Below are 23,712 nucleotides of genomic sequence, written 5' to 3' on the forward strand. Positions count from 1 at the left end.
CCCGGCCCCAAAAGACCGGATCGATAAAGGCACTGGCTTTTAACACGCTGTTGAGTTCTCAAGAAACGGACACCCACCGCGCTCGACCCGCATCCGCGAATCTCGCCCCGGGGCAACCCTTCTACCTTACCAGGATCTTCGCCCCTGTCAACCCGCTCCGTGGAGTAGATCTTCAGAATCGTCGCCCGCCCTCCGCGCGCCGGTGCAGGCGACCAAAGACGCCTGTAGCGGATCTTGCGAAGGAGTCCCGAGGGCCGGCCGCCTGTCGGCGTCCTGCATCCCTGCTCCGGGCTCTCCACTCCAGGATACATCCGCTCGAAGCAAGCTTCGAACCGTTTTCCAGAGTGGGTGTCCCCAGGGCCGTCCGCCTGTCGGCGTCCCGCATCCCCTCGGGGCAGAAGGAACATTAAGCAGTCCCGGACGACCCGTCAAATCGGCATGGCTCGCTCTTGGAAGCCGCTGGTCACAGCATCGCCCGTCATCGGTTCGTCCGTGGCAGGCGATCAGGGCGCTCCCTCTGGGATCGTGGGCGTCATGGTGAACCCGTTGACCGTGTCAGGTGTAGAGATCATTCCCCTCCGCGACGCGGTGGGGCCCATGGGCGAATCGATCCGGCGACCTCTCTCCGAGCTGTTCCCGGGATCCAGTCCGGAGCAGTGGGCTCGGCTTCGCAACGAGGTGCCCGAGGTCTTCGCCGACGACGGATCCTGGCTGCTGCACTTCCACTGCTTCGTGCTCCGCGTCCCGTCCGGCCCCACCGTTCTCGTCGACACGGGGATCGGACCGGAGGGCTCCCCCGCGGCCTCATGGGCGCCGGTCCCCGGCGACCTGGTCGCGGCGCTCGACGCCGTGACTCTGGCGCCGGACGACATCGACACGGTCGTCCTCACGCACCTGCACAGCGACCACGCCGGCGGGGCGGTCGTCGGTGGTGAGCCGGTGTTCGGGAACGCGCGGCACCTCGTCCAGAGCACGGAACTGGACTGGCTCCAGGGCGCCCTGCTGGACGAGGTGGTCGAGCCCTTGCGGCGGAACGGCCTCCTGGACGCCATCGACGGACCGGCGCGGCTGGCCCCGGATGTCCTGATCATGCCCACCCCCGGGCATACACCGGGGCATCAATCGGTCGTCGTGGGGGATGACCGCGTGGTCGTGTCCGGTGACGTCGTCCTGCATCCGGTGCAGATGATCGACCCCGCCGTTCACTACGTCTACGACGAGGACCCTGAGACGGCGGCCGTCACCCGGGCCGAGCTGCTCGGTCGTCTTCGCCACGGCGGCGGCGTCCTTGCCGCGCCCCATCTGCCCGTGCCCTTCGTCACTCCCAAGGATGTGTGGACGACGCCCATCGGGTAGGGGTCCGTCATGCCCAGAGCACAGATCAAGGACGAGAAGACGTACCAGAAGCTCCGCGAGAAGGGTGAGAGCAAGGAGAAGTCGGCTCGGATCGCCAACGCGTCAGCGGCTCAGGGAAAGAAGACGGTCGGCCGCAAGGGCGGCGAGAGCCCGTCCTACGACGACTGGACCAAGGACGACCTCATGAAGCGCGCCCGCGAGATCGGCATCGGTGGACGGTCGTCCATGAGCAAGTCGGAACTCGTCGACGCGCTGAGGAACCACTGAGACCCGCAAGGAGCCCCTCATGAACTCGGTCGTCGACACCGCTCGCCGCGCGAAGGCGGAGTACACCGACGGCGCCGATCGGCCGCTCGGCGCCTATCTCGGAACCCTCGCCGTCTACGGAGTGACGACCGGGGCGGTGGCGCTGCTCGCGCGCAGGCTGCGCGACCGGCCTCCGGCGGTCGGGGCGGCCGATCTCGCCCTGATGACGGTGACGACGCACAAGCTGTCCCGCCTGATCGCCAAAGATCCGGTGACGAGTCCGCTGCGCGCCCCGTTCACCCGGTACTCGGGCACGGCCGGGCCCGCGGAGCTGTCGGAGGAGGTCCGCGGGCACGGCGTCCGGCACGCGGTCGGCGAGCTGCTCACGTGCCCGTTCTGCATCGGGCAGTGGGTCGCGACGGCGTACGCGGCGGGCCTGGTCTTCGCGCCCGAGGCGACGCGCCTGGCGGGGGCGACGATGACGGCCGTGGCGGGGTCGGACTGGCTGCAACTGCTGTACGCCCGGCTGCAGCAGGCCGCCGAGGACTGACGCCTCCCGCGTCACTTCCTTTAACGTTTGCCCCGGGTGGGGCGGGTACGGCCACCGCATGGATCTGTCATTCCTCAAGACGCTGTACGAACGTCCAGGTCCGTACACGTCCGTGTACGCGGACCTCACCCGGACGACGGAGGACGCGATCAAGGCGGCCGACCTGCGCTGGCGGGCGCTGCGGGAGGAACTGGTGGAGCAGGGGGCCCCGGCGGCCTCGCTGCGCGCGATCGATGACTTCATCACCGGGGAGCTGGCGGCACGCAACTCCACCGGCCTCGTGCTCTTCGCGGCCGGCGATGAGGTGGTGTACGCGGAGCGGCTCGCGTACGCCCCGCGGAATCCGCAGGCCCATGTGGGGCCGCTCCCCCACGTCCTGCCCTACCTGGCGGAGCGCGGTGAGCGGTTCGCGCACATGCTCGCCGTGGTGGACCGGTGCGGGGGGCAGATCGAGTGCGTGTCCGCCGATGGGGAGCACCTCCACATCGACGTTCCGGGGGACGAGGAATACCCGATCCGCAAGGTGAAGGCGGGCGACTGGAACCAGTCGCGCTTCCAGCGGTCGGCCGAGAACGTGTGGAAGTCGAACGCGAAGAAGGTCGCCCAGGAGATCGACCGGGCCGCCGAACGATGGCATCCGGAAGCCGTCGTGATCGCCGGCGACACCCACGCGAGGGTCGCCGTCCTGGAGGAGATCTCGGACACCGTCCTGGAGCACACGGTGGAGTCGGACCGGAACATCGACAAGAACGTCGGCGTCCGCGACCCCGATCTGGAGTCGGAGCTGGACCGCCTCCTCGAGCTCAAGGCGGTCGAGCGCGTGATGACGGTGGCGGAGCGCTTCGAGCGGGAGCTCGCGAACGGCCAGCGCGCCGTGTCCGGTCTGGCGGACACGGTGAAGGCGGCGCGCCACGGCCAGGTGGAGACGCTGCTTCTGGACGACGACCCGGACTTCCCCGCTCGCCTCTGGATCGGTCCGGAGCCCCGCCACGTCGCGGCGACGGCCGACGAGCTGAAGACCGAGTTCGGCGTAGAGGACCCCACCCAGGCCCGAGCGGACGCGGCGCTGGTGCGGGCGGTCGCCGCCACCGACGGCGATCTGATCGTCCTGCCGAGGGACAACGACCTCCATGTGGGCGCCGTCCTGCGCTACACGACCTGACGGCGCGCCAAAGAAAAAGGGATCGCGGTCGATGACCGCGATCCCTCTTTCGCACTTGCGCTGTGGAGCTATGGGGATTCGAACCCCAGACCTCCTCCATGCCATGGAGGCGCGCTACCAACTGCGCCATAGCCCCGTGCGAAGAAAAGCTTAGTGCACCCCACCCCCCACTTCGACCATCCCCCGCACAAACCGCGCTGCCCAACCGACAGGGGGCAAGGGGCGAAGCCCCACCACCCGGCACAAGACCACAACGCGCAACCGACAGGGGGCAAGGGGCGAAGCCCCAAAGGGGGTGTGGGGGCGGAGCCCCCGCCTCGGGGGTTCCAGGGGGTCGTCCCCCTGGGCGAAATGACGAAGGAGTGGCGGCCCGCGCTCTCCGCGGGCACACCACTCCCAACTCCGAGTGGAGCTATGGGGATTCGAACCCCAGACCTCCTCCATGCCATGGAGGCGCGCTACCAACTGCGCCATAGCCCCGTGCGTCTGCGTGGACGTTCATCCCGCAGCGCCTGCCCAGTGTATCGGACGCCGGGGTCGGGTCACGAATCGGTTTGCGGCGGTGGGGGTCAGGCGCCTGAGGCACCGGCTTCGGGCCGGTCGTCGCCGAGGACGGGTTCGGGGAGGGTGCCGGCGTTGTGCTCGATGAGGCGCCAGCCGCCGTCGCGCATCTCGGCGAGGACGGACCAGCAGCAGTTGGAGAGGCCGCCGAGGCGTTCCCAGGTCTCTTCGGGGAGGCCGAGGAGGTGGGACATGCCGAGCCTGAGGGCGGCGCCGTGGGACGCCACCACGAGCTGACCGGTGGGGGGCAGGTCGTCGAGGGCGCGTTCGAGGGCGGCGCCGACGCGCTTGGCGACCTGGGCGCTGGTCTCGCCGCCGGGGGGCTGCCAGTTGGCGTGCTCCTGGGGGTAGCGTTGGCGGATCTCGTGGGCGGTGAGGCCCTCCCAGCCGCCGCCGTCGCGTTCCATGAGGTCGCGGTCGTGGCGGACGGGGAGTCCGGTGATGTCGGCGAGGGCCTGGGCGGTGTCGGCGGCCCTTATGAGGGGGGACGCGAGGATCGCGGTGGGCCGGAGGCCGGCGAGGAGGCGGGCGGCGTGCCGGGCCTGCCGGAGGCCGGTCTCGTCCAGGGGGATGTCGGTCTTGCCCTGGAAGCGCCGTTCGACGTTCCAGGAGGTCTGCCCGTGCCGCCAGAGGACGAGCCGCCGCTTGCCGGGCTCGCGGGTGGGGGTGTCACTCACCGCCGCTCCTGACGGTGCGGGCACGCTGGGCCTGGTGGGCGGTGACGGCCTCGGGCAGGTCGATGAGGGGGCAGTCTTTCCAGAGCCGTTCGAGCGCGTAGAAGAGGCGGTCCTCTTCGTGCTGGACGTGCACGATGATGTCGGCGTAGTCGAGGAGGACCCAGCGGCCTTCGCGTTCGCCTTCGCGGCGGACGGGTTTGGCGTCGGCCTCTTCGCGGAGGCGCTTTTCGATCTCGTCGACGATCGCGCGGACCTGCCGGTCGTTGGGCGCGGAGCAGAGCACGAACGCGTCGGTGATGACGAGTTGCTCGCTCACGTCGTAGGCAAGGATGTCGTCGGCCAGCTTGTCCCCGGCCGCCTCGGCGGCGAGGCGGACCAGCTGCTCGGCCCTGTCGGATGCGGTCACGTGCGCTCGCGATCCTCCCTGTAGGGGTCGTCTGGGCTCCACCTTCTCACGGACGGCGCCCGACGATCCCGTTCGTCGTGGTTCGGCCGTATCGCGGACGGCCCCTTCTCCCATCAGGGTATGCCGCCGCGGGAGCGTCCCGCCCGGACGGAGGCGCCGGTTCAGGCGGTGTGCGCGCGGTACAGGTCGCGCTTGTTGATGTACTGCACGATCCCGTCCGGGACGAGGTACCAGATGGGTTCGCCGGCGGCGACGCGCTCGCGGCATTCGGTGGAGGAGATCGACAGGGCGGGCACCTCCATGAGGGAGACGCGGCCGTTGGGGATGCCGGGGTCGGCGAGCCGGTGGCCGGGCCGGGTGACGCCGATGAAGTGGGCCAGTTCGAACAGTTCCTCGGTGTCGTGCCAGCCGAGCATGGTCTCGAGGGCGTCGGCGCCGGTGATGAAGAACAGGTCGGCGTCGGGGCCGTGGACGGCGCGCATGTCGCGGAGGGTGTCGACGGTGTAGGTGGCGCCGGGCCGGTCGATGTCGGCGCGGCTGACGGAGAAGCGCGGGTTGGACGCGGTGGCGATCACGGCCATGAGGTAGCGGTCCTCGGCGGCGGCGACCTTGCGTCCGGACTTGTGGGCGGAGAGGCCGGTGGGGACGAACACGACCTCGTCGAGGGAGTAGAAGTGGGCGACCTCGCTGGCGGCGACGAGGTGGCCGTGGTGGATCGGGTCGAACGTGCCGCCCATGATCCCCAACCGCCGCTTTTGCGTCATGGCGACGAGAATAGCCAGCCGGCCCCAGCGGGAACCCGGGGGCACGGTGGTTCGTCGGAAGTATCGTGTCGAACATGACGGAGAACACACCGGATCGGGCACGGACGCGTTTCCCCGGGATCAGCTCCCGGGCCTATGAACACCCGGCGGACCGCTCGGCGCTGGTCGCGCTGCGCTCGCTCTCGGGGTTCGACGTCGTGCTGCGGAAGATGTCGGGGCTGATCAACGAGCGGGCGTTCAGGCTGATGTTCCTGGGCGGGACGGTGCGGGTCGGGGAGGACCAGTTCCGGCACGTCCACGACATGCTCCGCGACGCGGCCTACATCCTGGACCTCGCGGAGGTCCCCGAGCTGTACGTGAAGCAGGACCCGACGCCGAACGCGATGGCGATCGGCTCGGACCATCCGTTCATCGTCCTGAACACGGGGCTGCTCGATCTGCTGGACGACGAGGAGCTGCGGTTCGTCATCGGGCACGAGGTGGGGCACGTCCTGTCGGGGCACGCCGTGTACCGGACGATGATGCAGATCCTCATCAGCCTGGGGGCGCGGCTGGCGTGGCTGCCGCTCGGCAACGTCGGCATCGCGGCGATCATCATCGGGCTGCAGGAGTGGTTCCGGAAGGCCGAGCTGTCGTCGGACCGGGCGGGGCTGCTCGCGGGGCAGGACGTGGACGCGGCGAAGCGCACGATGATGAAGCTGGCCGGCGGCGTCCGGCTGCGGGAGATGAGCAGCGAGGCGTTCCTGGCCCAGGCCCGCGACTACGACGCGGCGGGGGACGTCCGGGACGGCCTGCTGAAGTTCCTGAACCTGCTGCCGCAGTCGCACCCGTTCGCGGTGATCCGGTTCGCGGAGCTCGACCGGTGGGCGCGCGGCGGCGAGTACGCGCGGATCATGGCGGGCGACTATCCGCGCCGCGCCGACGACGGGAGCGCGTCGGTGACGGACGAGATCCGCAACGCGGCCCGGTCGTACCGGGAGTCGTGGGAGCGGACGGCCGACCCGTTCGTCGGGAAGGTCCGCGACATGGCGGACGCGGCGGCGGGCGCGGCGGGCGGGCTCTTCGACCGGATCACCCGGCGGGACGCCGGCCCCACCGACGGCTCCAACTGAGAGAGCGCAGGCCGGGGGGCCGCCGTGCCACGGACACGGCGGCCCCCTTTCTCATGCCCGGCGTCAGAAGGGGGCGGGGAGGAGGAGTTCGACGTTGCGGTCGGCGGCGTCGCCACGGCGGTTCTCCTCGCGGTCCTGCCAGTCGTTGCCCGCCAGCTCGCGGGACAGGGACGCCAGGCGGACGGGGTCGCCGAGGCGGCCGCCGAAGGACGCGGGCGCGGCGGAGTCGAGCACGGTCGCGAAGATGGACAGGGTGCCGTCGCCGTTGTCGGCGAGTTCGACGATGCGGCTCTGCTGCGGGAAGTCGATGTGGGCGGCGGTGTTGACCTCCCAGAAGCCGCCGCCTCCGGTGCGGGCGTGCGGGATGACCTCGTTGCGGTGGGTGTGGCCGTTCACCCACAGGACGACGTTCGGGTAGCGCAGCAGCAGTGCCTTGATCTCGTCCCCGAGGACGCGGTCGCCGCCGAGGGGGTTCTCCAGCGACGCGATGGGGTGGTGGCTGAACAGGACGAACAGCCGGTCCTTCGCGTTGTGCCGCACGACCGTGCCGTCGGCCGCGAAGTAGCGGCTGCTGCCCGCCTTGAGCTGGGATTCGAGCCAGGCGAACTGCTGCTTGTCGAGGGAGCCCTCGGAGTACCCGTTCGGGTTGACGGTGTCGAGGGAGATGCCCCGGACGGGGCCGCGGTCGAACGTGTAGTAGGCCGTCCCGTCGCGGAGGTTCTTCGGGGTGAAGCCGTGGCCGCGCAGCGCGGCGCTCGTGGTGAAGTGCTCCCGGACGACCTCGGCGCGGGTCAGCAGGCGGCGGCGCAGGTCCGGGGTGACCGGCCGGAACAGGCCGCCGGAGCTTTGCTCGCGGCTGAGCCGGACGAGTTCGCGGCCGTCGCCGGTCGTGAGCATCCGGGCGAGGCGCTCGGCCTGGGCGTCGTCGGCCGGGGCGCCGATCTTGATGCCGCCGGTGGCGAGGCCGTTCACGAGGGGGTTGACCGGGAGGTTGCCCTGGATGAGTCCGTCATGGTTGCCGAACACGGCGAGCCACGGCGATTTCAGGCCGGTGGCCTGGAAGGGCCGCCTGGCCGCGTCGAGAAGGCCCTTGACCTGGGGAAAGCCGTACCTGGTGAGCGCCACATCGGCCTTGCCGCCGGGCGGCGGGCCGTCGGGGTGCCAGTACCGGCCGTCGTAGGCGGCCCAGTCCATGACGCCCTCGTACCTGCTCGGGTCGCCGGAGTCGGGGTGGACGCGGCCCCCGTCGAGCACGTCGATGATCCAGCGGACCTCGTTGTACTGGACGTTGTCGGCGGCGTCCCCGGTGTTGACGGTGAACGCGAGCGGCAGGCCGGTGGCGGGGCCTCGGCCGACCCTGTTCATCGCCTGCACCATCGCCTCGGCGACCTGAGTGGAGAGGATCTCCTGCGGACGGTACGCGCCCTCGACGGGCAGAAGGGCGATGCCGTCCTTGAACCGGTCGACGAACTCGACCCGGGCCGGGGACTGGGCGTCGATGACGTGGACGTCGGTGAGCTGCCCGAACGCGATGATGCCGCGGCGGCGGGCGGCGCGGGCCGCGGACGCCCTCCCGCCGAGGTCGCGGCGGAGCAGGTGCGGCTCCCCCGGCGCGGCGACGACCTTGCGGTAGCCGCCGGCGCCCGGCGCGCCGAGCACGTACGTCCGGTCGAGGGTGGTCCCGGCGAGGGGGCCGCGGAGGGCGGGCGCGGCGGCGGCACGCGCGGGGAAGGCGGTGAGCCCGCCCGTGGCGAGTCCGGTGGTGGCGATCCCGGCGCCGAGCGCGGCGCCCTTCAGTACACGGCGGCGGCTGAGGTCATGGGTCACAACAGTGAATCAGACCACAGCCATCACGTGACATCAATGGCAAAAGTGTCACAACCGAGTTCACGGACGAAATGCCCCGTACCGGTCATCCCGGCGCCACCGCGGGTTCAGCCGCGCGTATGGCCCTCGCCCGTCACGACGTACTTGGTGGACGTGAGCTCCGGCAGCCCCATCGGGCCGCGCGCGTGCAGCTTCTGCGTCGAGATCCCGATCTCGGCGCCGAAGCCGAACTCCTCGCCGTCGGTGAACCGCGTGGAGGCGTTCACCATGACGGCGGCGGAGTCGACGAGCGCGACGAACCGCTTCGCGGCGGGCTGCGACCGCGTCACGATGGCCTCGGTGTGGCCCGAGCCGTAGGCGCGGATGTGGGCGACCGCGTCCTCCAGGGTGTCGACGACCCGGGCGGCGATGTCGAGCGAGAGGTACTCGGCGTACCAGTCGTCGTCGGTGGCCTCCACCACGGCGTCGCTGTAGGACCGGACGCGCTCGTCCCCGTGGACGGTCACGCCCGCCTCCCGCAGGGCGTCGAGCGCGCGCGGGAGGAACTCGTCCGCGATGTCCGCGTGCACCAGGAAGGTCTCCGCCGCGTTGCAGACGGACGGACGCTGCGTCTTCGCGTTCATCAGGATGTCGACCGCCATGTCGACGTCGGCCTCCGCGTCCACGTAGACGGCGCAGTTCCCGACGCCCGTCTCGATGACGGGCACGGTCGCCCCCTCCACCACGGCGTTGATGAGGGACGCGCCGCCGCGCGGGATCAGCACGTCCACCAGGCCGCGCGCCCGCATCAGGTGCTTCACCGACTCGCGGGACGTGCCGGGGACGAGCTGCACCGCGCCGGCGGGCACCGCGGTGCCGCGCAGGGCGTCCTGCATGACCCGCACCAGCACCGTGTTCGAGTCGTGCGCCGACGAGGAGCCGCGCAGCATCGCCACGTTGCCGCTCTTCAGGCAGAGCGCGGCGGCGTCCACGGTGACGTTCGGGCGGCCCTCGTAGATGATCCCGACGACGCCGAGCGGCACCCGGATCTGCCGCAGGTCCAGCCCGTTCGGCAGGACGTTCCCCCGCACCGTCTCGCCCACCGGGTCGGGCAGCGCGGCGACCGCGCGGACGGCGTCGGCGATCGCGGCGATCCGCGCGTCGCTGAGGCTCAGCCGGTCGATCATGTACTCGGACGTGCCGTCCGCGCGGGCGCGCTCGACATCGCCGGCGTTCGCCTTGACGATCTCGGGGGCGGCGGCGACCAGCGCGTCCGCGATGGCGTGCAGCGCCGCGTCCTTGGCCGCGCGCGGGAGCGGGGCGAGGCCGGCGGCGGCGTCCCTGGCGCTTCGCGCCACGCGCAGGAACTCCTCGCGTTCCCGGTCCTGCTCACTCATCGGGGTTCCTCTCGGCTGTTCAGGACCACGAGGTGGTCGCGGTGGATGATCTCGCGCTCGTACTCGGGGCCGAGCTCGCGCGCCAGCCACCGGGTGGAGCGGCCCATCAGGTCGGGCAGCTCGGACGCGTCGTAGTTCACGAGCCCGCGCGCGACGACCCGGCCGTCGCCGTCGCAGAGATCGACCGGATCGCCGGCGGAAAAGTCGCCGGTGACGCCGGTGACCCCGGCGGGCAGCAGCGACTTGCGCCGCTCGACGATCGCGTCGACGGCGCCGGAGTCCAGGACGATCCGGCCCTGCCCGGTCGTGGCGTGCGCCAGCCACAGATGCCGGGTGGACAGCCGGCGGCCGTCGCCCGGGTGGAACAGCGTGCCGACGGCGTCGCCGGCGAGGGCGCGGGCGGCGGACGCCGCGTTGGTCAGCACGACCGGGATGCCCGCGATCCGCGCCGCCTCCACCTTCGTGACCATGCCGCCGGTGCCGACCCGCCCGGATCCGCCGAGCTCGACGTCCGCGAGGTCGGCGGGACCGCGCACCTCGTCGATGCGGCGGGCGCCCGGGACGCGGGGATCACCGGTGTAGAGGGCGTCCACGTCCGACAGCAGGACGAGCGCGTCGGCGCGGGTCAGGTGCGCGACGAGCGCGGCGAGCCGGTCGTTGTCGCCGAACCGGATCTCGTCGGTCGCGACGGTGTCGTTCTCGTTCACGATCGGCAGGACGCCGAGCGCGAGGAGCTGCGCGAGCGTCCGCTGCGCGTTGCGGTGGTGGGAGCGGCGCATCATGTCGTCCGCCGTCAGCAGCACCTGCCCGACGGTCACCCCGTACCGGGCGAACGAGGAGGTGTAGCGGGCGAGCAGCTGGCCCTGCCCGACGCTCGCCGCCGCCTGCTGCGTCGCGAGGTCGGCCGGCCTGCCGGTCAGCCGCAGCGGCCCGAGGCCCGCCGCGATCGCGCCGGACGACACGAACACGATCTCCACGCCGGCGGCGCGCCGGTCGGCGAGGACGTCCACGAGCGCGTCGATGCGGGCCTCGTCGATCCGGCCCTGCGAGGTGGTCAGCGACGACGACCCCGCCTTCACCACGATCCGGCGGGCCTTGACGACGGCCTCGCGCTCGCTCATGAACGGGTCACTCCTCAGGGGGACGCGAAGAGGGGTCAGTAGTGGCCGTCGAGGCGGCGGTCGGTGCCGCGGGGGCCGAGGCCCGCCTCGCCCGCCGGGATGTCGGGCTCCCAGTCGAACACGATCGACTCGTCCTGCGTGCCGATCAGGACGGTCGCGCCGCGCTCGGCGCCCGCCTCGGCGAGCGCCTCCTCGACGCCGAGCCGCGCGAGCCGGTCGGCGAGGTAGCCGACGGCCTCCTCGTTGGCGAAGTCGGTCTGCCGCAGCCACCGGACGGGCTTCGCACCGGTGATCAGGAAGGTGTCGTCGCCGACCGCCTTCACCTCGAAGTCGGCGGCGCCGCGCACGGGCGCCGGCCGGATGACGAGGCGGGTCGGCTCCGCCGGGGGCAGCGACGCCCGGTACTCGGCGACCATCGCCGCCATCGCGAACGACAGCTCCCGCAGGCCCTCGTGGCTCGCCGCGGACACCTCGAACACCTTCAGCCCGCGCGCCTCGAACTCCGGCCGCACCATGTCGGCGAGGTCGCGGCCGTCCGGCACGTCGACCTTGTTCAGGACGACGATGCGGGGCCGGTCCGACAGCGGGCGGTCGCCGAGGACCCGGTCGTACGCCTGCAGCTCCTTCTCGATGACCTCGAAGTCGCTGACCGGGTCGCGGCCCGGCTCCAGGGTCGCGCAGTCCAGGACGTGCGCGAGCGTCGACGACCGCTCGATGTGCCGCAGGAACTCCAGGCCGAGGCCGCGGCCCTCGCTGGCGCCCTCGATCAGGCCCGGGACGTCCGCGACCGTGAACGTCGTGTCGCCCGCGCTCACCACGCCGAGGTTCGGGATCAGCGTCGTGAACGGATAGGCGGCGATCTTCGGCTTGGCCGCCGACAGCGCCGCGATCAGCGACGACTTCCCGGCGCTGGGGAACCCGACGAGCGCCACGTCCGCGACGCTCTTCAGCTCCAGCACCACGTCGCGCGCCTCGCCCGGCTCGCCGAGCAGCGCGAACCCGGGCGCCTTCCGCTTCGCCGAGGCCAGCGCCGCGTTCCCGAGGCCGCCGTGGCCGCCGCGCGCGACGACGAAGCGGGTGCCCTCCCCCACCAGGTCGGCGAGGACGGTGTCGCCCTCCTTCACGACCGTGCCGTCGGGGACGGTCAGGACGACGTCCGCGCCGTCCGCGCCGGTGCGGAGGCTGCCCTGCCCCGGCTTGCCGTTCCCCGCCTTGCGGTGCGGGCGCCGATGGTAATCGAGAAGGCTCGCCGTGCCCGAGTCGACGACGAGGATCACGTCGCCGCCGCGCCCGCCGTTCGCGCCGTCCGGTCCCCCCAGCGGCTTGAACTTCTCCCGGTGGATCGACGCGCAGCCGTTGCCGCCGTTGCCGGCGGCGACGTGCAGCACCACCCGGTCGACGAACTGCGCGCCCGATCCCGCTCCAGCGGCCACGGTGTGTCTCCTCAGCTTGTCTTCACGCCCTTGGAAAGGGCGAAGGGGCGGACCTCGATCGGTCCGCCCCTCACTCACGTCTGTCGCAGGCGGACTACTCCGCCGGCGGGACGATGCTCACCGCGTTGCGCCCGCGGTAGCGGCGGAACTGCACCGCACCCGCGACGAGCGCGAACAGCGTGTCGTCGCCGCCGCGGCCGACGCCGGGGCCGGGGTGGAAGTGGGTGCCGCGCTGCCGGACGATGATCTCGCCCGCCTTGACGACCTGGCCGCCGAAGCGCTTCACTCCGAGCCGCTGGGCGTTGGAGTCGCGACCGTTCCGGCTGGACGATGCGCCCTTCTTGTGTGCCATGGGTCCGCTCCCTTACTTCCCGGCCTTGATACCGGTGATCTTGACCTCGGTGTACGGCTGGCGGTGGCCCATCCGCCGCTTGTAACCGGTCTTGTTCCGGTAGTGCATGATGTTGATCTTGGGGCCCTTGACCGCGCCGACGATCTCGGCGGTCACCTCGTAGCGGGCCAGGGCCTCGGCGGCGCTGACGACGTCGTCGCCGTCCACCACCAGAACGGCCGGGAACGTGACGGTCGAACCGACCTCACCGGCCAGCTTGTCGACGGTGAGCACGTCGTCGACGGCCACCTTCTCCTGCCTGCCGCCTGCGCGGACAATCGCGTACACCGCGGATACCCTTCGTCTGCGCGCGCTTCCGGGATGAGCCGGCCCCGCGCGTGGTTCACACCAGCCCTCGGTTGAGGGCCTACCCCCGGCACGAGGCCGGGAGCGGCACGCCCGGGGAGGACCCCGGCGCTCTGTGCATGTCCCCGCCGGTCCGGCGAGGAGTGCGCTGAACGGGCCCCCTCCCGGGGACCGGCAGCGCATCTTCGGACGGCGCGCAAAGCGCGCCGAAGAGCAAGTGTACTGGACGGCCCGGCCCCTTCGCGAACGCGCGGGGACGGGCCATCCGGGACCGTCTACTCCGGGTCGCCGGCCTCGCCGGCGCTCGCGACCTGGACGGCTCGCGTGCGGCGGCTGCGGCGGCGCCGGCCGTTGCCGGTCTCCTCCTCCGCGTCCGCCGCGGGCTCCCCGGCGGGCTTCCGCGCCGGCGCGGCGCCGTTGGCCTCGGCGGTCACGGGGACCGCCTCCGTCTCGTCGTCCAGGATGCCCGGCGACGTGCCGGCCACCTCGGCCGCCGCGTCCTCGGCCTCCACCGCCGCCTGAACCGGGGGCTCCTCGGCCTCGACGTCCGGCGGCGGGCCCGCCGGGCGCTTCGCCGGGCCGGAGCGGCGCGGCCGCGTCCGGACCGCCGGCGCGGGCTCGGGCTCGGGCGCCGGTTCCGGGGCGGCCTCGGCGGCGGGCTCCGGCTCGGGCGCCTCCCTGGTCTTCTCCTGGCGGGTGATCTTCTCCTCGACGGCCTTCTCGACCTCGCCCTTGCGCTTGCGGCGGCGGCCGCCGCCGGCCCCGCCCTCCTTCGCCGCGGCCTTGTCCGTCTTCATCTCGACCGGCGTCAGCTGGACGTGGATCCCGCGCCCGTTGCAGCTCTCGCAGACCTCCGAGAACGCCTCCACCAGGCCCTGCCCGACCCGCTTGCGGGTCATCTGCACCAGGCCCAGCGACGTGACCTCGGCGACCTGGTGCTTGGTGCGGTCCCGCGACAGGCACTCCACGAGCCGGCGGAGCACCAGGTCGCGATTGCTCTCCAGCACCATGTCGATGAAGTCGATCACGACGATGCCGCCGATGTCGCGGAGCCGGAGCTGCCGGACGATCTCCTCCGCCGCCTCCAGGTTGTTGCGGGTGACGGTCTCCTCGAGGTTGCCGCCCTGCCCGGTGAACTTCCCGGTGTTCACGTCCACGACGATCATCGCCTCGGTGCGGTCGATGACCAGCGAGCCGCCGGAGGGCAGCCAGACCTTCCGGTCCAGCGCCTTGGCGATCTGCTCGTCGATGCGGAACGCGGTCAGGACGTCCTGCTCGTCCGTCCACCGCTCGACCCGGTCGGCCAGGTGCGGAGCCACGTACTCGACGTACTCCGACACCGTGTCCCACGCCTCCGCGCCGGACACGACCAGCTTGCCGAAGTCCTCGTTGAAGATGTCGCGGACGACCCGGATCGTCATGTCGGGCTCGCCGTGCAGCAGGGCGGGCGCCGACGCCGTCTTGACCTTCTTCTGGATGCTCTCCCACTGGGCCGCGAGGCGCGACACGTCCCGCGACAGCTCCTCCTCGGTCGCGCCCTCCGCCGCGGTCCGGACGATCACACCGGCGTTGTCCGGCATGATCTTCTTCAGGATCGACTTGAGGCGGCTGCGCTCCTTGTCGGGGAGCTTGCGGCTGATACCGGTCATCGAGCCGTCCGGCACGTACACGAGGTAGCGGCCGGGCAGCGAGACCTGGCTGGTGAGGCGCGCGCCCTTGTGGCCCAGCGGGTCCTTCGTGACCTGCACGAGCACCGACTGGCCGGACTTCAGCGCCGACTCGATCCGGCGCGGCTGCCCCTCCAGGCCGGACGCGTCCCAGTTCACCTCGCCCGCGTACAGGACGGCGTTGCGGCCCTTGCCGATGTCGACGAACGCCGCCTCCATCGACGGCAGCACGTTCTGCACCTTGCCGAGGTACACGTTGCCCACGTACGACTGGTGCGTGGACCGGTTGATGTAGTGCTCGACGAGCACCCCGTCCTCCAGGACGGCGATCTGGGTGCGCTCGCCCTCCTGCCGGAGCACCATGACCCGGTCGACCGCCTCGCGGCGCGCCAGGAACTCCGCCTCGGTGATCACCGGCGGGCGGCGGCGGCCCTGCTCGCGGCCCTCGCGGCGGCGCTGCTTCTTGGCCTCCAGGCGGGTCGAGCCCCGGACGGACTGGACCTCGTCCTCGGCGGCGCGCGGCTCCGCGGCCCGCCCGGACCGGACGTGCACGACGGTGTTCGGCGGGTCGTCGGCGAACGTCCCCTGCTCGCCGTCGCCCCCGGAGCGCCGGCGACGGCGACGGCGGCGGCGGCTCGATCCGGCGCCGCCCTCCTCGTCGTCGTCCTCGTCCTCGTCGGACTCGGCCTCCTCCGCGGCCTTCGCGGCCTTGGCGGCTTTGGTGGCCTTGGCGGACTTCGCGGACTTCGCGCCCTTCGCGGGGCGGGCGGGCTCCTCCGGCTCCTCGGCCTCGGCGGGCTCCTCCTGCTCGTCGTCCGCGCCCTCGTCGGCGGCGTCCTTGCCGCGTCCCCGGCCGCGACCGCCGCGACGGCGGCGGCGGCGGGACGGGCGGTCCTCGTCCTCGTCCTCGTCGGACTCGTCCGCGACGGCCTCGGCCTCGCTCTCGGCGGGCTCGGCGGGCTCGGCGGGCTCGGCCTGCGGGCGGGCGGGCGGCTCGGCGCTGGGCGTCGGCGGCTGGAACACCACCATGGGCGGCTGGAACGTGACGCCCGGGATCCCGATCGACTCGATCTCCGGCGCCTCGCCGGCGACCGGCTCCGCCGCCGCGACGGGCACGGTCGGGACGACCGGCACCCGCGGCACGGACGGGACGGCGGTCTCGTCCGGCTCGGGCGGCGTGATCGGCCCGGCGGTGGCGGCCCGGCGGCGGGTGCGGGTGCGGGTCACGGGCGCCTGCTCGGCGGCGGGCGCGGCGGCGACCTCGGCGGCGGGCTCGCCGGGAGCCGTGGCCGCGGTCTCGGGGGCGGGCGCCGTGGCGGTCTCAGGGACGCTCTCGGCGGCCGCCTTCTCCGGGGACGTCTCGGCGCCGGTCATCGGCACCGGCTCGGCGGTCTCGGCCTTCTTGGCACGGGTGCGCGTCCGCGCGGCCCTCTTCGGCGGGGCCGCCTTCTCGGCGGCCGGCTCGGCCACGACCGGCTCAGCGGCCGCCTCGGGGGCGGCCTCTTCGGCCGCCTCGGGGGGCGCCGCGGTCGCCGGGGCCTCCTCCACGTCCGGCGGTGGCCCAGCCGGGCGGCTGGCGCGGCGGCGCGGACGCGATGTCACGCCGGTCACCCCGCTCGCCGTCTCCTCGCCCGTCGCATCGGCTCGCGCCGCCTCCGGGGCGGTGGTGTCGTCGGTCGTGTTACCGGTGCCTTCGGCGGTGGCCGGATCGGCTTCGTTCTCAAGCATTCGGGCAGTCTCCCGTCGGGCTCCCGGGCGCGACCGCCCCGCTCCGCCGGAGGGCGGGCCGGTGCGGTGCGCCGCGCGAGAGCGCTCCATCAGTCGTCGGCGTCGTCACCGCCGGACGGATGTCCGGTCGTGACGACGAAGTCGTCGGGGGTGCGCCGGCCGTACCCTGCGGAACCGGTTCCGTGTCGCCACGGCTTCGGTTCCCCGGTCAGGCGCTGACGGCATCCGCGCTCGTGGCGTCCCCGGGTAGCGCGGGCTCCCGGCCGACGCCGGTCGCGGCGTCTTCGCCGTGCGGCGGGCCGGTCTCCCGGTCCGGATCCAGGGGATCCGCGAGGCCACCGGTGGCCGCGTCAAGGGGCCCCTGCGCCAGCCTGGTCACCAAGGGCGGTGACGGCGGCGCGAGGTCGGCGACCTGGCGCAGTCCGGTGAGGATGTCGTCGGGTCGTACGGCGGGTGTGGAATGCCGAACAACCATTCGAAGTATCGCACAAGGGGCATCCGCCGCCTCCGCGGCGCGCCGGTCCGGCTCGATGGTGGACACGGCGGCGCGCACGTCGAACGTGCGGCGCCCCTTCTTGGTGAGGCGCTCGACCTCGATCTCCTCGGCGGCCATGAAGGCGGCCACGGCAGCGGCGGCGTCGCCGGGCGACACCCCGTCCAGCCGGATCCGCCATTCGGACGCCTCGAGCCGATCGGCGAACGCGCTCGGCCGGGCCGCGCGCGCCTCTCCGGGAGCCGTCGCGACGGGAACGACATCGAGGATGTCGAGCCCGGGCGGCAGCGCCGCGTCCAGATCGGCCCGCACCCGCGCAGGGTCGCGGGGCTCGGTGAGCCCGATCTCGAGGTACTCGGCCTCGCTGGCCACCCCTGTCGCCGCCGCACCCGAGTACGAGATCTTCGGGTGAGGGGTGAACCCGGCGCTGAACGCGACAGGAATCCCGGCGCGCCGGACGGCGCGTTCCACGGCCCGGGAAATGTCGCGGTGGCTCGTGAACCGCAACCTGCCCCGCTTGGCATAGCGGACGCGCAGTCGCTGGCTCACGGGTGCCGGCGCCGGACCCTCCGGCATGGGTGCCAGGGCTCTGTTCCTTCCTACTCGTGCCGAGTCGAAATATGAGGTCTCCCTATAGAGTACGGCCCCCCGGGCCGCCCCGCGCCGGGCACCTCGCCCCGAGCCGACGGAACCCCCTGTGGCCAGGGGGTTCCGGGTGTTTCACAATCACACGACGGACAGCGGCAGGAGCCTCTTGCCGGTCGGGCCGATCTGGATCTCGGTGCCCATGGTGGGGCAGACGCCGCAGTCGTAGCAGGGCGTCCAGCGGCAGTCCTCGACCTCCGTCCCGTCGACCGCTTCCTGCCAGTCCTGCCAGAGCCATTCGCGGTCGAGGCCGGCGTCGAGGTGGTCCCACGGGAGGACCTCGACCTCGTCGCGCTCGCGGACGGTGTACCAGCCGAGATCGACGGGCTCGCCGGCGAGCGCCTTGGCGGCGCAGTCCGTCCAGCGCTCGTAGGAGAAGTGCTCGCTCCAGCCGTCGAAGCGGCCGCCGTCCTCCCAGACCGCGCGGATGACCTTGCCGACGCGGCGGTCGCCGCGCGACAGCAGGCCCTCGATGATGGAGGGCCGGCCGTCGTGGTAGCGCAGGCCGATGGCCCGGCCGTACTCCTTGTCGCCGCGCAGGGCGTCCTTGAGGGCGCGGAGGCGGCGGTCGACGGTCTCGTGGTCGCACTGGGCGGCCCACTGGAACGGGGTGTGCGGCTTGGGCACGAACCCGCCGATGGACACGGTGCAGCGGATGTCCTTGCGGCCGGTCGCCTCGCGGCCCGCCCTGATGACGCGCCTGGCCATGTCGGCGATGGCGAGGACGTCGGCGTCCTCCTCGGTGGGGAGGCCGCACATGAAGTACAGCTTGACCTGCCGCCAGCCGTTCTCGTACGCGGTGGTGACCGTGCGGATCAGGTCGTCCTCGGTGACCATCTTGTTGATCACCTTGCGCATCCTCTCGGAGCCGCCCTCCGGCGCGAACGTGAGGCCGGAGCGGCGGCCGCCCCGGGAGAACTCGTTCGCGAGCGTGATGTTGAAGGCGTCGACGCGCGTGGACGGCAGGGAGAGGGACGTGTTGGTGCCCTCGTAGCGGTCGCCGAGGCCCTTCGCGACCTCGGCGATCTCGCTGTGGTCGGCGCTGGAGAGGCTGAGCAGGCCGACCTCCTGGAAGCCGGACTCCTTGAGGCCCTGGTCGACCATCGCGCCGATCGTGGTGATCGACCGCTCCCGGACCGGACGGGTGATCATGCCGGCCTGGCAGAACCGGCAGCCCCGGGTGCAGCCCCGGAAGATCTCGACGCTGAACCGCTCGTGCACGGTCTCCGCCAGCGGGACCAGGGGCTTCTTCGGGTAGGGCCACTGGTCGAGGTCCATGACGGTGTGCTTCTCCACCCGCCACGGGACGCCCGGCCGGTTCGGCGCGACCCGCTGAATGCGGCCGTCCGGCAGGTAGGAGACGTCGTAGAAGCGGGGAACGTACACGCCGCCGGACGCCGCGAGCCGCATCAGCAGCCCGTCCCGGCCGTCCGGGCGGCCCTCGGCCTTCCATTCGCGGATCACCTCGGTGATCGCGAGGGCGATCTCCTCGCCGTCGCCGAGGACGGCGGCGTCGATGAAGTCGGCGATGGGCTCGGGGTTGAACGCGGCGTGCCCGCCCGCGAGGACGATCGGGTGCTCGCCGGTGCGGTCGGCGGCCTCGAGCGGGATGCCCGCGAGGTCCAGCGCCGTCAGCAGGTTGGTGTACCCGAGTTCGGTGGAGAACGACACGCCGAACACGTCGAAGGCGCCGACGGGGCGGTGGGCGTCCACGGTGAACTGCGGGATGCCGTGCTCCCGCATGACCGCCTCCATGTCGGGCCACACCGAGTAGGTGCGCTCCGCGAGGACCCCGTCCCGCTCGTTGAGGATCTCGTAGAGGATCTGGACGCCCTGGTTCGGGAGCCCCACCTCGTAGGCGTCCGGATACATGAGCGCCCATCGGACGTCGGCCTCGTCCCAGTCCTTGATCTGGGAGTTCAGCTCACCGCCCACGTACTGAATCGGCTTCTGCACGCGCGGGAGCAGCGGCTCCAGGCGCGGGAAGATCGACTCCACCGGCATGACGATGTCCTCCGTGCTGCACGACGTGGGGGGAGTTGAACGTCCAGCCTACCGGTCAGTCGAAGGCGCGGCGCCGTACATGGACGGCCTGCAGCAGCCCGAAGGCGATCATGTTGGCGAACGTCGCCGAGCCTCCATAGGACACGAACGGCAGCGGCAGCCCCGTGATCGGCATGATGCCGAGGGTCATCCCGACGTTCTCGAACGTCTGGAACGCGAGCCAGCACACCACGCCGGTCGCGACGAGCGTGCCGAACAGGTCGGCCGCCTGCAGCGCGATCCGCAGGCCCCGCCACAGCACGATGCCGAGCAGGACGATGATCGCGGCGCCGCCGGCGAAGCCGAGCTCCTCTCCCGCGACCGTGAAGATGAAGTCGGTCTGCTGCTCGGGGACGAAATGCCCGCCGGTCTGCTCGCCCTCGAACAGGCCCTTGCCGAACGCGCCGCCGGACCCGATCGCGATGCGGGCCTGCTGCGCGTTGTACCCGGCGCCGCGCGGGTCGGCGGACGGGTCGAGGAAGGCGGTGAACCGGGCGATCTGGTACGGCTTGAGCACCCCGAACGCCCACGCGGCGGTCGCGGCCGCGCCCCCGCCCGCGACGAGCCCGGCGAGCCAGCGCTTCCGCGCGCCGGAGACGGCGAGCATGCCGAGGACGACGGCGCCGAACACGAGCGTGGTGCCGAGGTCGGGCTGCATGAGGATCAGGACGGCGGGCAGCCCGGCGAGGGCGAGCGCGAGCAGCACGTCCCGGCGGCCGGGCCCGATCTCGCCGTCCCGCGGCTCCCCGAGGATCATGGCGAGCAGGACGACCAGGCCGACCTTCGCGAACTCCGACGGCTGGACCTGGAACCCGCCGCCGAGCACGATCCACGAGTGCGAGCCGTTGATCGTGGATCCGAGCGGGGTGAGGACGGCGACGAGCCCCACGCAGGCCACCGCGTACAGGATCGGCACGTAGGCGCGCAGGAGCCGGTAGTCCAGAACCGTGACGAGACCGCCGAGCACGAACCCGATCAGCAGGTTCAGGATGTGCCGCTTGAGGTAGGACTCGGGGTCCTTGCCCTGCTCGATCATGAGCTGGAAGGTCGCGGACCGGACCAGCACCGCGCCGGCGACCGACAGCACCAGGACGATGAGGATCAGCGTCCAGTCGAGCCGCCGCAGCCCCGCGGCGCGGCCGCGCCACGGCCCCGGCCCGCGGTACCCCTTCAGCCGGTTCACTGCGAGGTCCTGCTCACGGGGGGACCGGGGAGCCCGGTGGGGAGGCGGCCGTTCTTGAGGATGGGCTTTCTGTCGTCCGTCCCGTACATCGCCTCCCAGATGCTCCGGACGGCCGGGGCGGCGGTGGACGCTCCCGTGCCGCCCTGGGAGACCATCGCGACGACGACGTACCGGGGCTTGCTCACCGGACCGAACGACGCGAACCAGGACGTGTCGTCCTTGCCGTACACCTCGGCGGTGCCGGTCTTGCCCGCCACGTCCACCCGCTTGAAGTCGAACCCCGAGAAGGCGCCCGCCGCCGTGCCGCGCTTGGTGACGTCGGCGAGGCCGCCCCGGATGTACTTCAGCACCTTCGGGTCGACCTTGAGCCTGGGGTCGGCGGGGTCGGGGAGCCGCCGGACGAGCGACCCGTCCGGCCGCGTGACGGCCATGCCGAGGCGCGGGGTGACGAGCCTCCCGCCGTTCGCGACGGCCGCGTACGCGCGGGCGAGCTGAAGGGGCGTGGCGAGCACGTCGCCCTGCCCGACGGAGAAGTTGGCCGTGTCACCGGCGCGCCACATGAACCCCTCGGTGCAGTTCTCCGTCGCGATCGCCTTCAGGTACGCGGCGCGGGACGGGTCGGTGCGGGCGACGTCCGGGTAGCCCTCCTTGGCGGCCTTGCAGTTCGACGCGCGGGTGGCCTGCCAGAACGCCTTCTTCCAGGCGCGGTCGGGGATCCGCCCGGCGGACTCGTTCGGCAGGTCGATCCCGGTCCTCGCACCGAACCCGAACTCGCGGGCCATGCCCACCATCGGGTCGGAGGGGTTCTTCTTCGGGTCGGTTCCGCCGTCGCGCAGCCACGCCTCGTACGCGAACCGGTAGAAGATGGTGTCGCAGGAGACGACGAGGGCCTCGTGCAGGTTCATGTTCCCGTGGCCCTGCGCCTCGTAGTTCGTGAACGCGCGGCTGCCGACGTTGTAGGAGCCGGGGCACGGGTAGGTGCCGTGCAGGTCGTAGCCGTCCCGGACGGCCGCCGCGATCGAGGAGATCTTGAAAGTGGACGCGGGGGCGAACTGACCCTGCGTGACCCGGGAGATGAGCGGCTCGCCGCGCTTCTTGCCGAGCAGCGCGTCGTAGTCGTCCTGGGAGATGCCGCCCGTCCAGATCGCCGGGTCGTACGTCGGATGGCTGGCCATGGCGATCATGCGGCCGTCGGTCGCGTCCATCACGACGACGGCGCCCGAGTCGGCCTTGTGGCCGGCCTTGCGGGCGTCCTCGATCGCCTTCTTCAGGGCGCTCTCGGCCGCGCCCTGCACCCCCGCGTCGATGCTGGTGACGAGGTTCCCGCCGGTCACCGGCCGCTTCTCCTCGGCCGTGCCGGTCACGCGGCCCTGGCTGTCGACGAGGACGCGCCGGAAGCCGGGCTCGCCGCGCAGGTCCGCGTCGTACTGCGCCTCCAGCCCGGCGCGGCCGATCAGGTCGACGCCGCTGTAGCCGGTGACCTTCAGGCCCTTGCGCTCGTCGAGCTCCTCCTGCGTGATCGGCTGCAGATAGCCCAGGGTCTGCGGAGCGCTCGCGCCCGACGGGTGGGGGTACTCCCGGACGGCCTGGACCTGCGCGGTCACCCCGGGGAAGTCCTCCTGCCGCTCCATGATCTGCAGGGCGCGCTTCGGGTCGACGTTGTCGGCGACGGGGATCGGCTGGTACGGCGACCCGGGCCAGCACGGCCGCTTCACCGTGGGCGAGCACAGCCGGATCCGCTGCAGGATCGAGGCGTGGGAGACGCCGAGGACCCCCGCGAGCCGCTTCAGGACGGCGTCGCCGCCGTCCCCCTGCCGCGACAGCGACGTCCGGTCGACCGACACGACCAGCGCCGACCTGTTCCGGACGAGCGCGACGCCCCGGTCGTCCAGGATCATGCCGCGGATCGCCGGGACGACGATGTCGCGGGTGCGGTTCTGCGCGGCGGTCTGCCGGTACCGCTCGCCGTCCAGCACCTGGAGCGTCCAGAGCCGCCCGATCAGGACGAGCAGCAGCGCACCGACCAGCACGTACAGGACGACGAGGCGGAAATGGGTCCGCGGGTTCACAGCCCCCCGCCCCGCCCCGACATCGCGCGGTAGCGGGCGACGGGCAACGACAGCCGATCGCCCCGGGCGCGCTCCCCGCGCTCGAAGCGGCGGGTCACGCGCAGCACCGCCCACACCACGAACGGGCTGGCGATCACGTCGTAGAGGAGCTGCAGCGGGACGATGCCGACCACGGTGTCCCAGCCGGCCCGCGGATCGCCGAGGATCATGCCGGTCCCCGCGTACAGCACGGTCCCGGCGAGGGCGCCCGCGGCGACGGCGAAGAACGGGACGAGGGACTGCCGGTCCATCTCCGCCGACGCGATCCCGCACACGAACCCGATCAGGCAGTACACCAGCGCGTACCGGCCGAGGGTGTGGTCGGCGGGCGGGATGATGTCGGCGCACAGCCCGGCCGCGAAACCGGTGACCATCCCGGTCATGGAGCCGCTGACCAGCGCGAGCGCGACGACGGCGAGCAGCACCAGGTCGGGCTGGACGCCGCCCGGCAGCGGGAGCCGGTTCGCCACCGACACCTGCAGGATCAGCGCGACGGCGATCACGGCGGCGGCGGTGACGTTGCGGCGGGTACCGGACACCTCTGGTGGGTTCAGCAC

20 protein-coding genes and 2 tRNA genes are annotated in these 23,712 nt (G+C 72.3%); 5 read left to right on the top strand and 17 right to left on the bottom strand.

The window, feature by feature from the left end:
- Window positions 1-597: 597 nt before the first annotated feature.
- From IE99_RS0116260 to IE99_RS0116275, 4 genes are read left to right on the top strand one after another with little or no spacing between them, the layout of a single operon-like run.
- Window positions 598-1,356 (top strand): MBL fold metallo-hydrolase, encoded by a 759-nt coding sequence (locus tag IE99_RS0116260; RefSeq protein WP_084219546.1) that lies wholly within the window; start codon window positions 598-600, stop codon window positions 1,354-1,356.
- A 9-nt stretch (window positions 1,357-1,365) separates the two neighbouring features.
- Window positions 1,366-1,623 carry a DUF7218 family protein gene (locus IE99_RS0116265; RefSeq protein ID WP_030170788.1) on the top strand — a complete coding sequence of 86 codons (258 nt, stop codon included), beginning with the start codon at window positions 1,366-1,368 and terminating at the stop codon, window positions 1,621-1,623.
- A gap of 19 nt (window positions 1,624-1,642) precedes the next feature.
- Window positions 1,643-2,152, top strand: coding sequence for a DUF1360 domain-containing protein (locus IE99_RS0116270; RefSeq protein ID WP_030170790.1), 510 nt, complete (start codon window positions 1,643-1,645; stop codon window positions 2,150-2,152).
- Window positions 2,153-2,210: 58 nt separating this feature from the next.
- Entirely contained in the window at window positions 2,211-3,314 is a 1,104-nt protein-coding gene (locus IE99_RS0116275; protein WP_030170792.1) for a baeRF2 domain-containing protein, read from the top strand.
- Between the two features lie 63 nt (window positions 3,315-3,377).
- Here the strand turns inward: IE99_RS0116275 and IE99_RS0116280 are convergent.
- The 5 genes from IE99_RS0116280 to nadD form a co-directional block, all read right to left on the bottom strand.
- Window positions 3,378-3,450: transfer RNA gene (locus IE99_RS0116280), tRNA-Ala, on the bottom strand.
- Between the two features lie 271 nt (window positions 3,451-3,721).
- Window positions 3,722-3,794 (bottom strand) — tRNA-Ala (locus IE99_RS0116285).
- 89 nt (window positions 3,795-3,883) lie between these two features.
- Window positions 3,884-4,552, bottom strand: coding sequence for a histidine phosphatase family protein (locus IE99_RS0116290; protein WP_030170794.1), 669 nt, complete (start codon window positions 4,550-4,552; stop codon window positions 3,884-3,886).
- The gene (gene rsfS, locus IE99_RS0116295; protein WP_030170796.1) at window positions 4,545-4,958 is read right to left on the bottom strand and encodes a ribosome silencing factor; all 414 of its coding nucleotides are present in this window, start codon (window positions 4,956-4,958) and stop codon (window positions 4,545-4,547) included. The genes IE99_RS0116290 and rsfS overlap by 8 nt, the downstream gene beginning before the upstream one ends.
- Before the next feature lie 161 nt (window positions 4,959-5,119).
- Window positions 5,120-5,722 (bottom strand): nicotinate-nucleotide adenylyltransferase, encoded by a 603-nt coding sequence (gene nadD / locus IE99_RS0116300; RefSeq protein ID WP_030170798.1) that lies wholly within the window; start codon window positions 5,720-5,722, stop codon window positions 5,120-5,122.
- A gap of 74 nt (window positions 5,723-5,796) precedes the next feature.
- On the opposite strand from nadD, the gene IE99_RS0116305 reads away from it, so the two are divergent.
- The gene (locus IE99_RS0116305) at window positions 5,797-6,834 is read left to right on the top strand and encodes a M48 family metallopeptidase (protein WP_037559607.1); all 1,038 of its coding nucleotides are present in this window, start codon (window positions 5,797-5,799) and stop codon (window positions 6,832-6,834) included.
- 63 nt (window positions 6,835-6,897) lie between these two features.
- On the opposite strand, the gene IE99_RS0116310 is transcribed toward IE99_RS0116305, so the two are convergent.
- The 12 genes from IE99_RS0116310 to mreD all read right to left on the bottom strand — a co-directional run bounded on the left by IE99_RS0116310 (window position 6,898) and on the right by mreD (window position 23,712).
- The gene (locus IE99_RS0116310) at window positions 6,898-8,661 is read right to left on the bottom strand and encodes a TIGR03767 family metallophosphoesterase (protein ID WP_030170804.1); all 1,764 of its coding nucleotides are present in this window, start codon (window positions 8,659-8,661) and stop codon (window positions 6,898-6,900) included.
- Between the two features lie 107 nt (window positions 8,662-8,768).
- Complete coding sequence (locus IE99_RS0116315) at window positions 8,769-10,037, bottom strand: glutamate-5-semialdehyde dehydrogenase (protein ID WP_030170806.1); 1,269 nt, start codon at window positions 10,035-10,037, stop codon at window positions 8,769-8,771.
- Complete coding sequence (gene proB / locus IE99_RS0116320; RefSeq protein WP_030170809.1) at window positions 10,034-11,158, bottom strand: glutamate 5-kinase; 1,125 nt, start codon at window positions 11,156-11,158, stop codon at window positions 10,034-10,036. The genes IE99_RS0116315 and proB overlap by 4 nt, the downstream gene beginning before the upstream one ends.
- A 35-nt stretch (window positions 11,159-11,193) precedes the next feature.
- Window positions 11,194-12,591, bottom strand: coding sequence for a GTPase ObgE (obgE, locus tag IE99_RS0116325; RefSeq protein WP_037559567.1), 1,398 nt, complete (start codon window positions 12,589-12,591; stop codon window positions 11,194-11,196).
- A gap of 94 nt (window positions 12,592-12,685) precedes the next feature.
- Complete coding sequence (gene rpmA / locus IE99_RS0116330; protein ID WP_030170813.1) at window positions 12,686-12,943, bottom strand: 50S ribosomal protein L27; 258 nt, start codon at window positions 12,941-12,943, stop codon at window positions 12,686-12,688.
- Between the two features lie 12 nt (window positions 12,944-12,955).
- Window positions 12,956-13,270 carry a 50S ribosomal protein L21 gene (gene rplU / locus IE99_RS0116335; RefSeq protein WP_030170815.1) on the bottom strand — a complete coding sequence of 105 codons (315 nt, stop codon included), beginning with the start codon at window positions 13,268-13,270 and terminating at the stop codon, window positions 12,956-12,958.
- A 293-nt stretch (window positions 13,271-13,563) separates the two neighbouring features.
- Complete coding sequence (locus tag IE99_RS0116340; RefSeq protein WP_030170817.1) at window positions 13,564-16,683, bottom strand: Rne/Rng family ribonuclease; 3,120 nt, start codon at window positions 16,681-16,683, stop codon at window positions 13,564-13,566.
- A 208-nt stretch (window positions 16,684-16,891) separates the two neighbouring features.
- Window positions 16,892-17,752, bottom strand: coding sequence for a TIGR03936 family radical SAM-associated protein (locus IE99_RS0116345; protein ID WP_157610346.1), 861 nt, complete (start codon window positions 17,750-17,752; stop codon window positions 16,892-16,894).
- A gap of 150 nt (window positions 17,753-17,902) precedes the next feature.
- Complete coding sequence (locus IE99_RS0116350; protein ID WP_030170822.1) at window positions 17,903-19,825, bottom strand: TIGR03960 family B12-binding radical SAM protein; 1,923 nt, start codon at window positions 19,823-19,825, stop codon at window positions 17,903-17,905.
- A gap of 55 nt (window positions 19,826-19,880) precedes the next feature.
- Window positions 19,881-21,047 carry a rod shape-determining protein RodA gene (rodA, locus tag IE99_RS0116355; protein ID WP_030170825.1) on the bottom strand — a complete coding sequence of 389 codons (1,167 nt, stop codon included), beginning with the start codon at window positions 21,045-21,047 and terminating at the stop codon, window positions 19,881-19,883.
- Window positions 21,044-23,116 (bottom strand): penicillin-binding protein 2, encoded by a 2,073-nt coding sequence (gene mrdA / locus IE99_RS0116360; RefSeq protein ID WP_030170839.1) that lies wholly within the window; start codon window positions 23,114-23,116, stop codon window positions 21,044-21,046. The genes rodA and mrdA overlap by 4 nt, the downstream gene beginning before the upstream one ends.
- Complete coding sequence (gene mreD / locus IE99_RS0116365; protein ID WP_030170842.1) at window positions 23,113-23,712, bottom strand: rod shape-determining protein MreD; 600 nt, start codon at window positions 23,710-23,712, stop codon at window positions 23,113-23,115. The genes mrdA and mreD overlap by 4 nt, the downstream gene beginning before the upstream one ends.

The sequence above is a fragment of the Spirillospora albida genome (assembly GCF_000718255.1).
GTDB lineage: Bacteria > Actinomycetota > Actinomycetes > Streptosporangiales > Streptosporangiaceae > Spirillospora > Spirillospora albida.

Coding starts and splice junctions, on each gene's coding strand:
- IE99_RS0116260 (WP_084219546.1), top strand. CDS start 598: ATGGGCGAATCGATCCGGCGACCTCTCTCCGAGCTGTTCCCGGGATCC.
- IE99_RS0116265 (WP_030170788.1), top strand. CDS start 1,366: ATGCCCAGAGCACAGATCAAGGACGAGAAGACGTACCAGAAGCTCCGC.
- IE99_RS0116270 (WP_030170790.1), top strand. CDS start 1,643: ATGAACTCGGTCGTCGACACCGCTCGCCGCGCGAAGGCGGAGTACACC.
- IE99_RS0116275 (WP_030170792.1), top strand. CDS start 2,211: ATGGATCTGTCATTCCTCAAGACGCTGTACGAACGTCCAGGTCCGTAC.
- nadD (WP_030170798.1), bottom strand. CDS start 5,722: ATGACGCAAAAGCGGCGGTTGGGGATCATGGGCGGCACGTTCGACCCG.
- IE99_RS0116305 (WP_037559607.1), top strand. CDS start 5,797: ATGACGGAGAACACACCGGATCGGGCACGGACGCGTTTCCCCGGGATC.
- IE99_RS0116315 (WP_030170806.1), bottom strand. CDS start 10,037: ATGAGTGAGCAGGACCGGGAACGCGAGGAGTTCCTGCGCGTGGCGCGA.
- proB (WP_030170809.1), bottom strand. CDS start 11,158: ATGAGCGAGCGCGAGGCCGTCGTCAAGGCCCGCCGGATCGTGGTGAAG.
- rpmA (WP_030170813.1), bottom strand. CDS start 12,943: ATGGCACACAAGAAGGGCGCATCGTCCAGCCGGAACGGTCGCGACTCC.
- IE99_RS0116340 (WP_030170817.1), bottom strand. CDS start 16,683: ATGCTTGAGAACGAAGCCGATCCGGCCACCGCCGAAGGCACCGGTAAC.
- IE99_RS0116345 (WP_157610346.1), bottom strand. CDS start 17,752: ATGCCGGAGGGTCCGGCGCCGGCACCCGTGAGCCAGCGACTGCGCGTC.
- IE99_RS0116350 (WP_030170822.1), bottom strand. CDS start 19,825: ATGCCGGTGGAGTCGATCTTCCCGCGCCTGGAGCCGCTGCTCCCGCGC.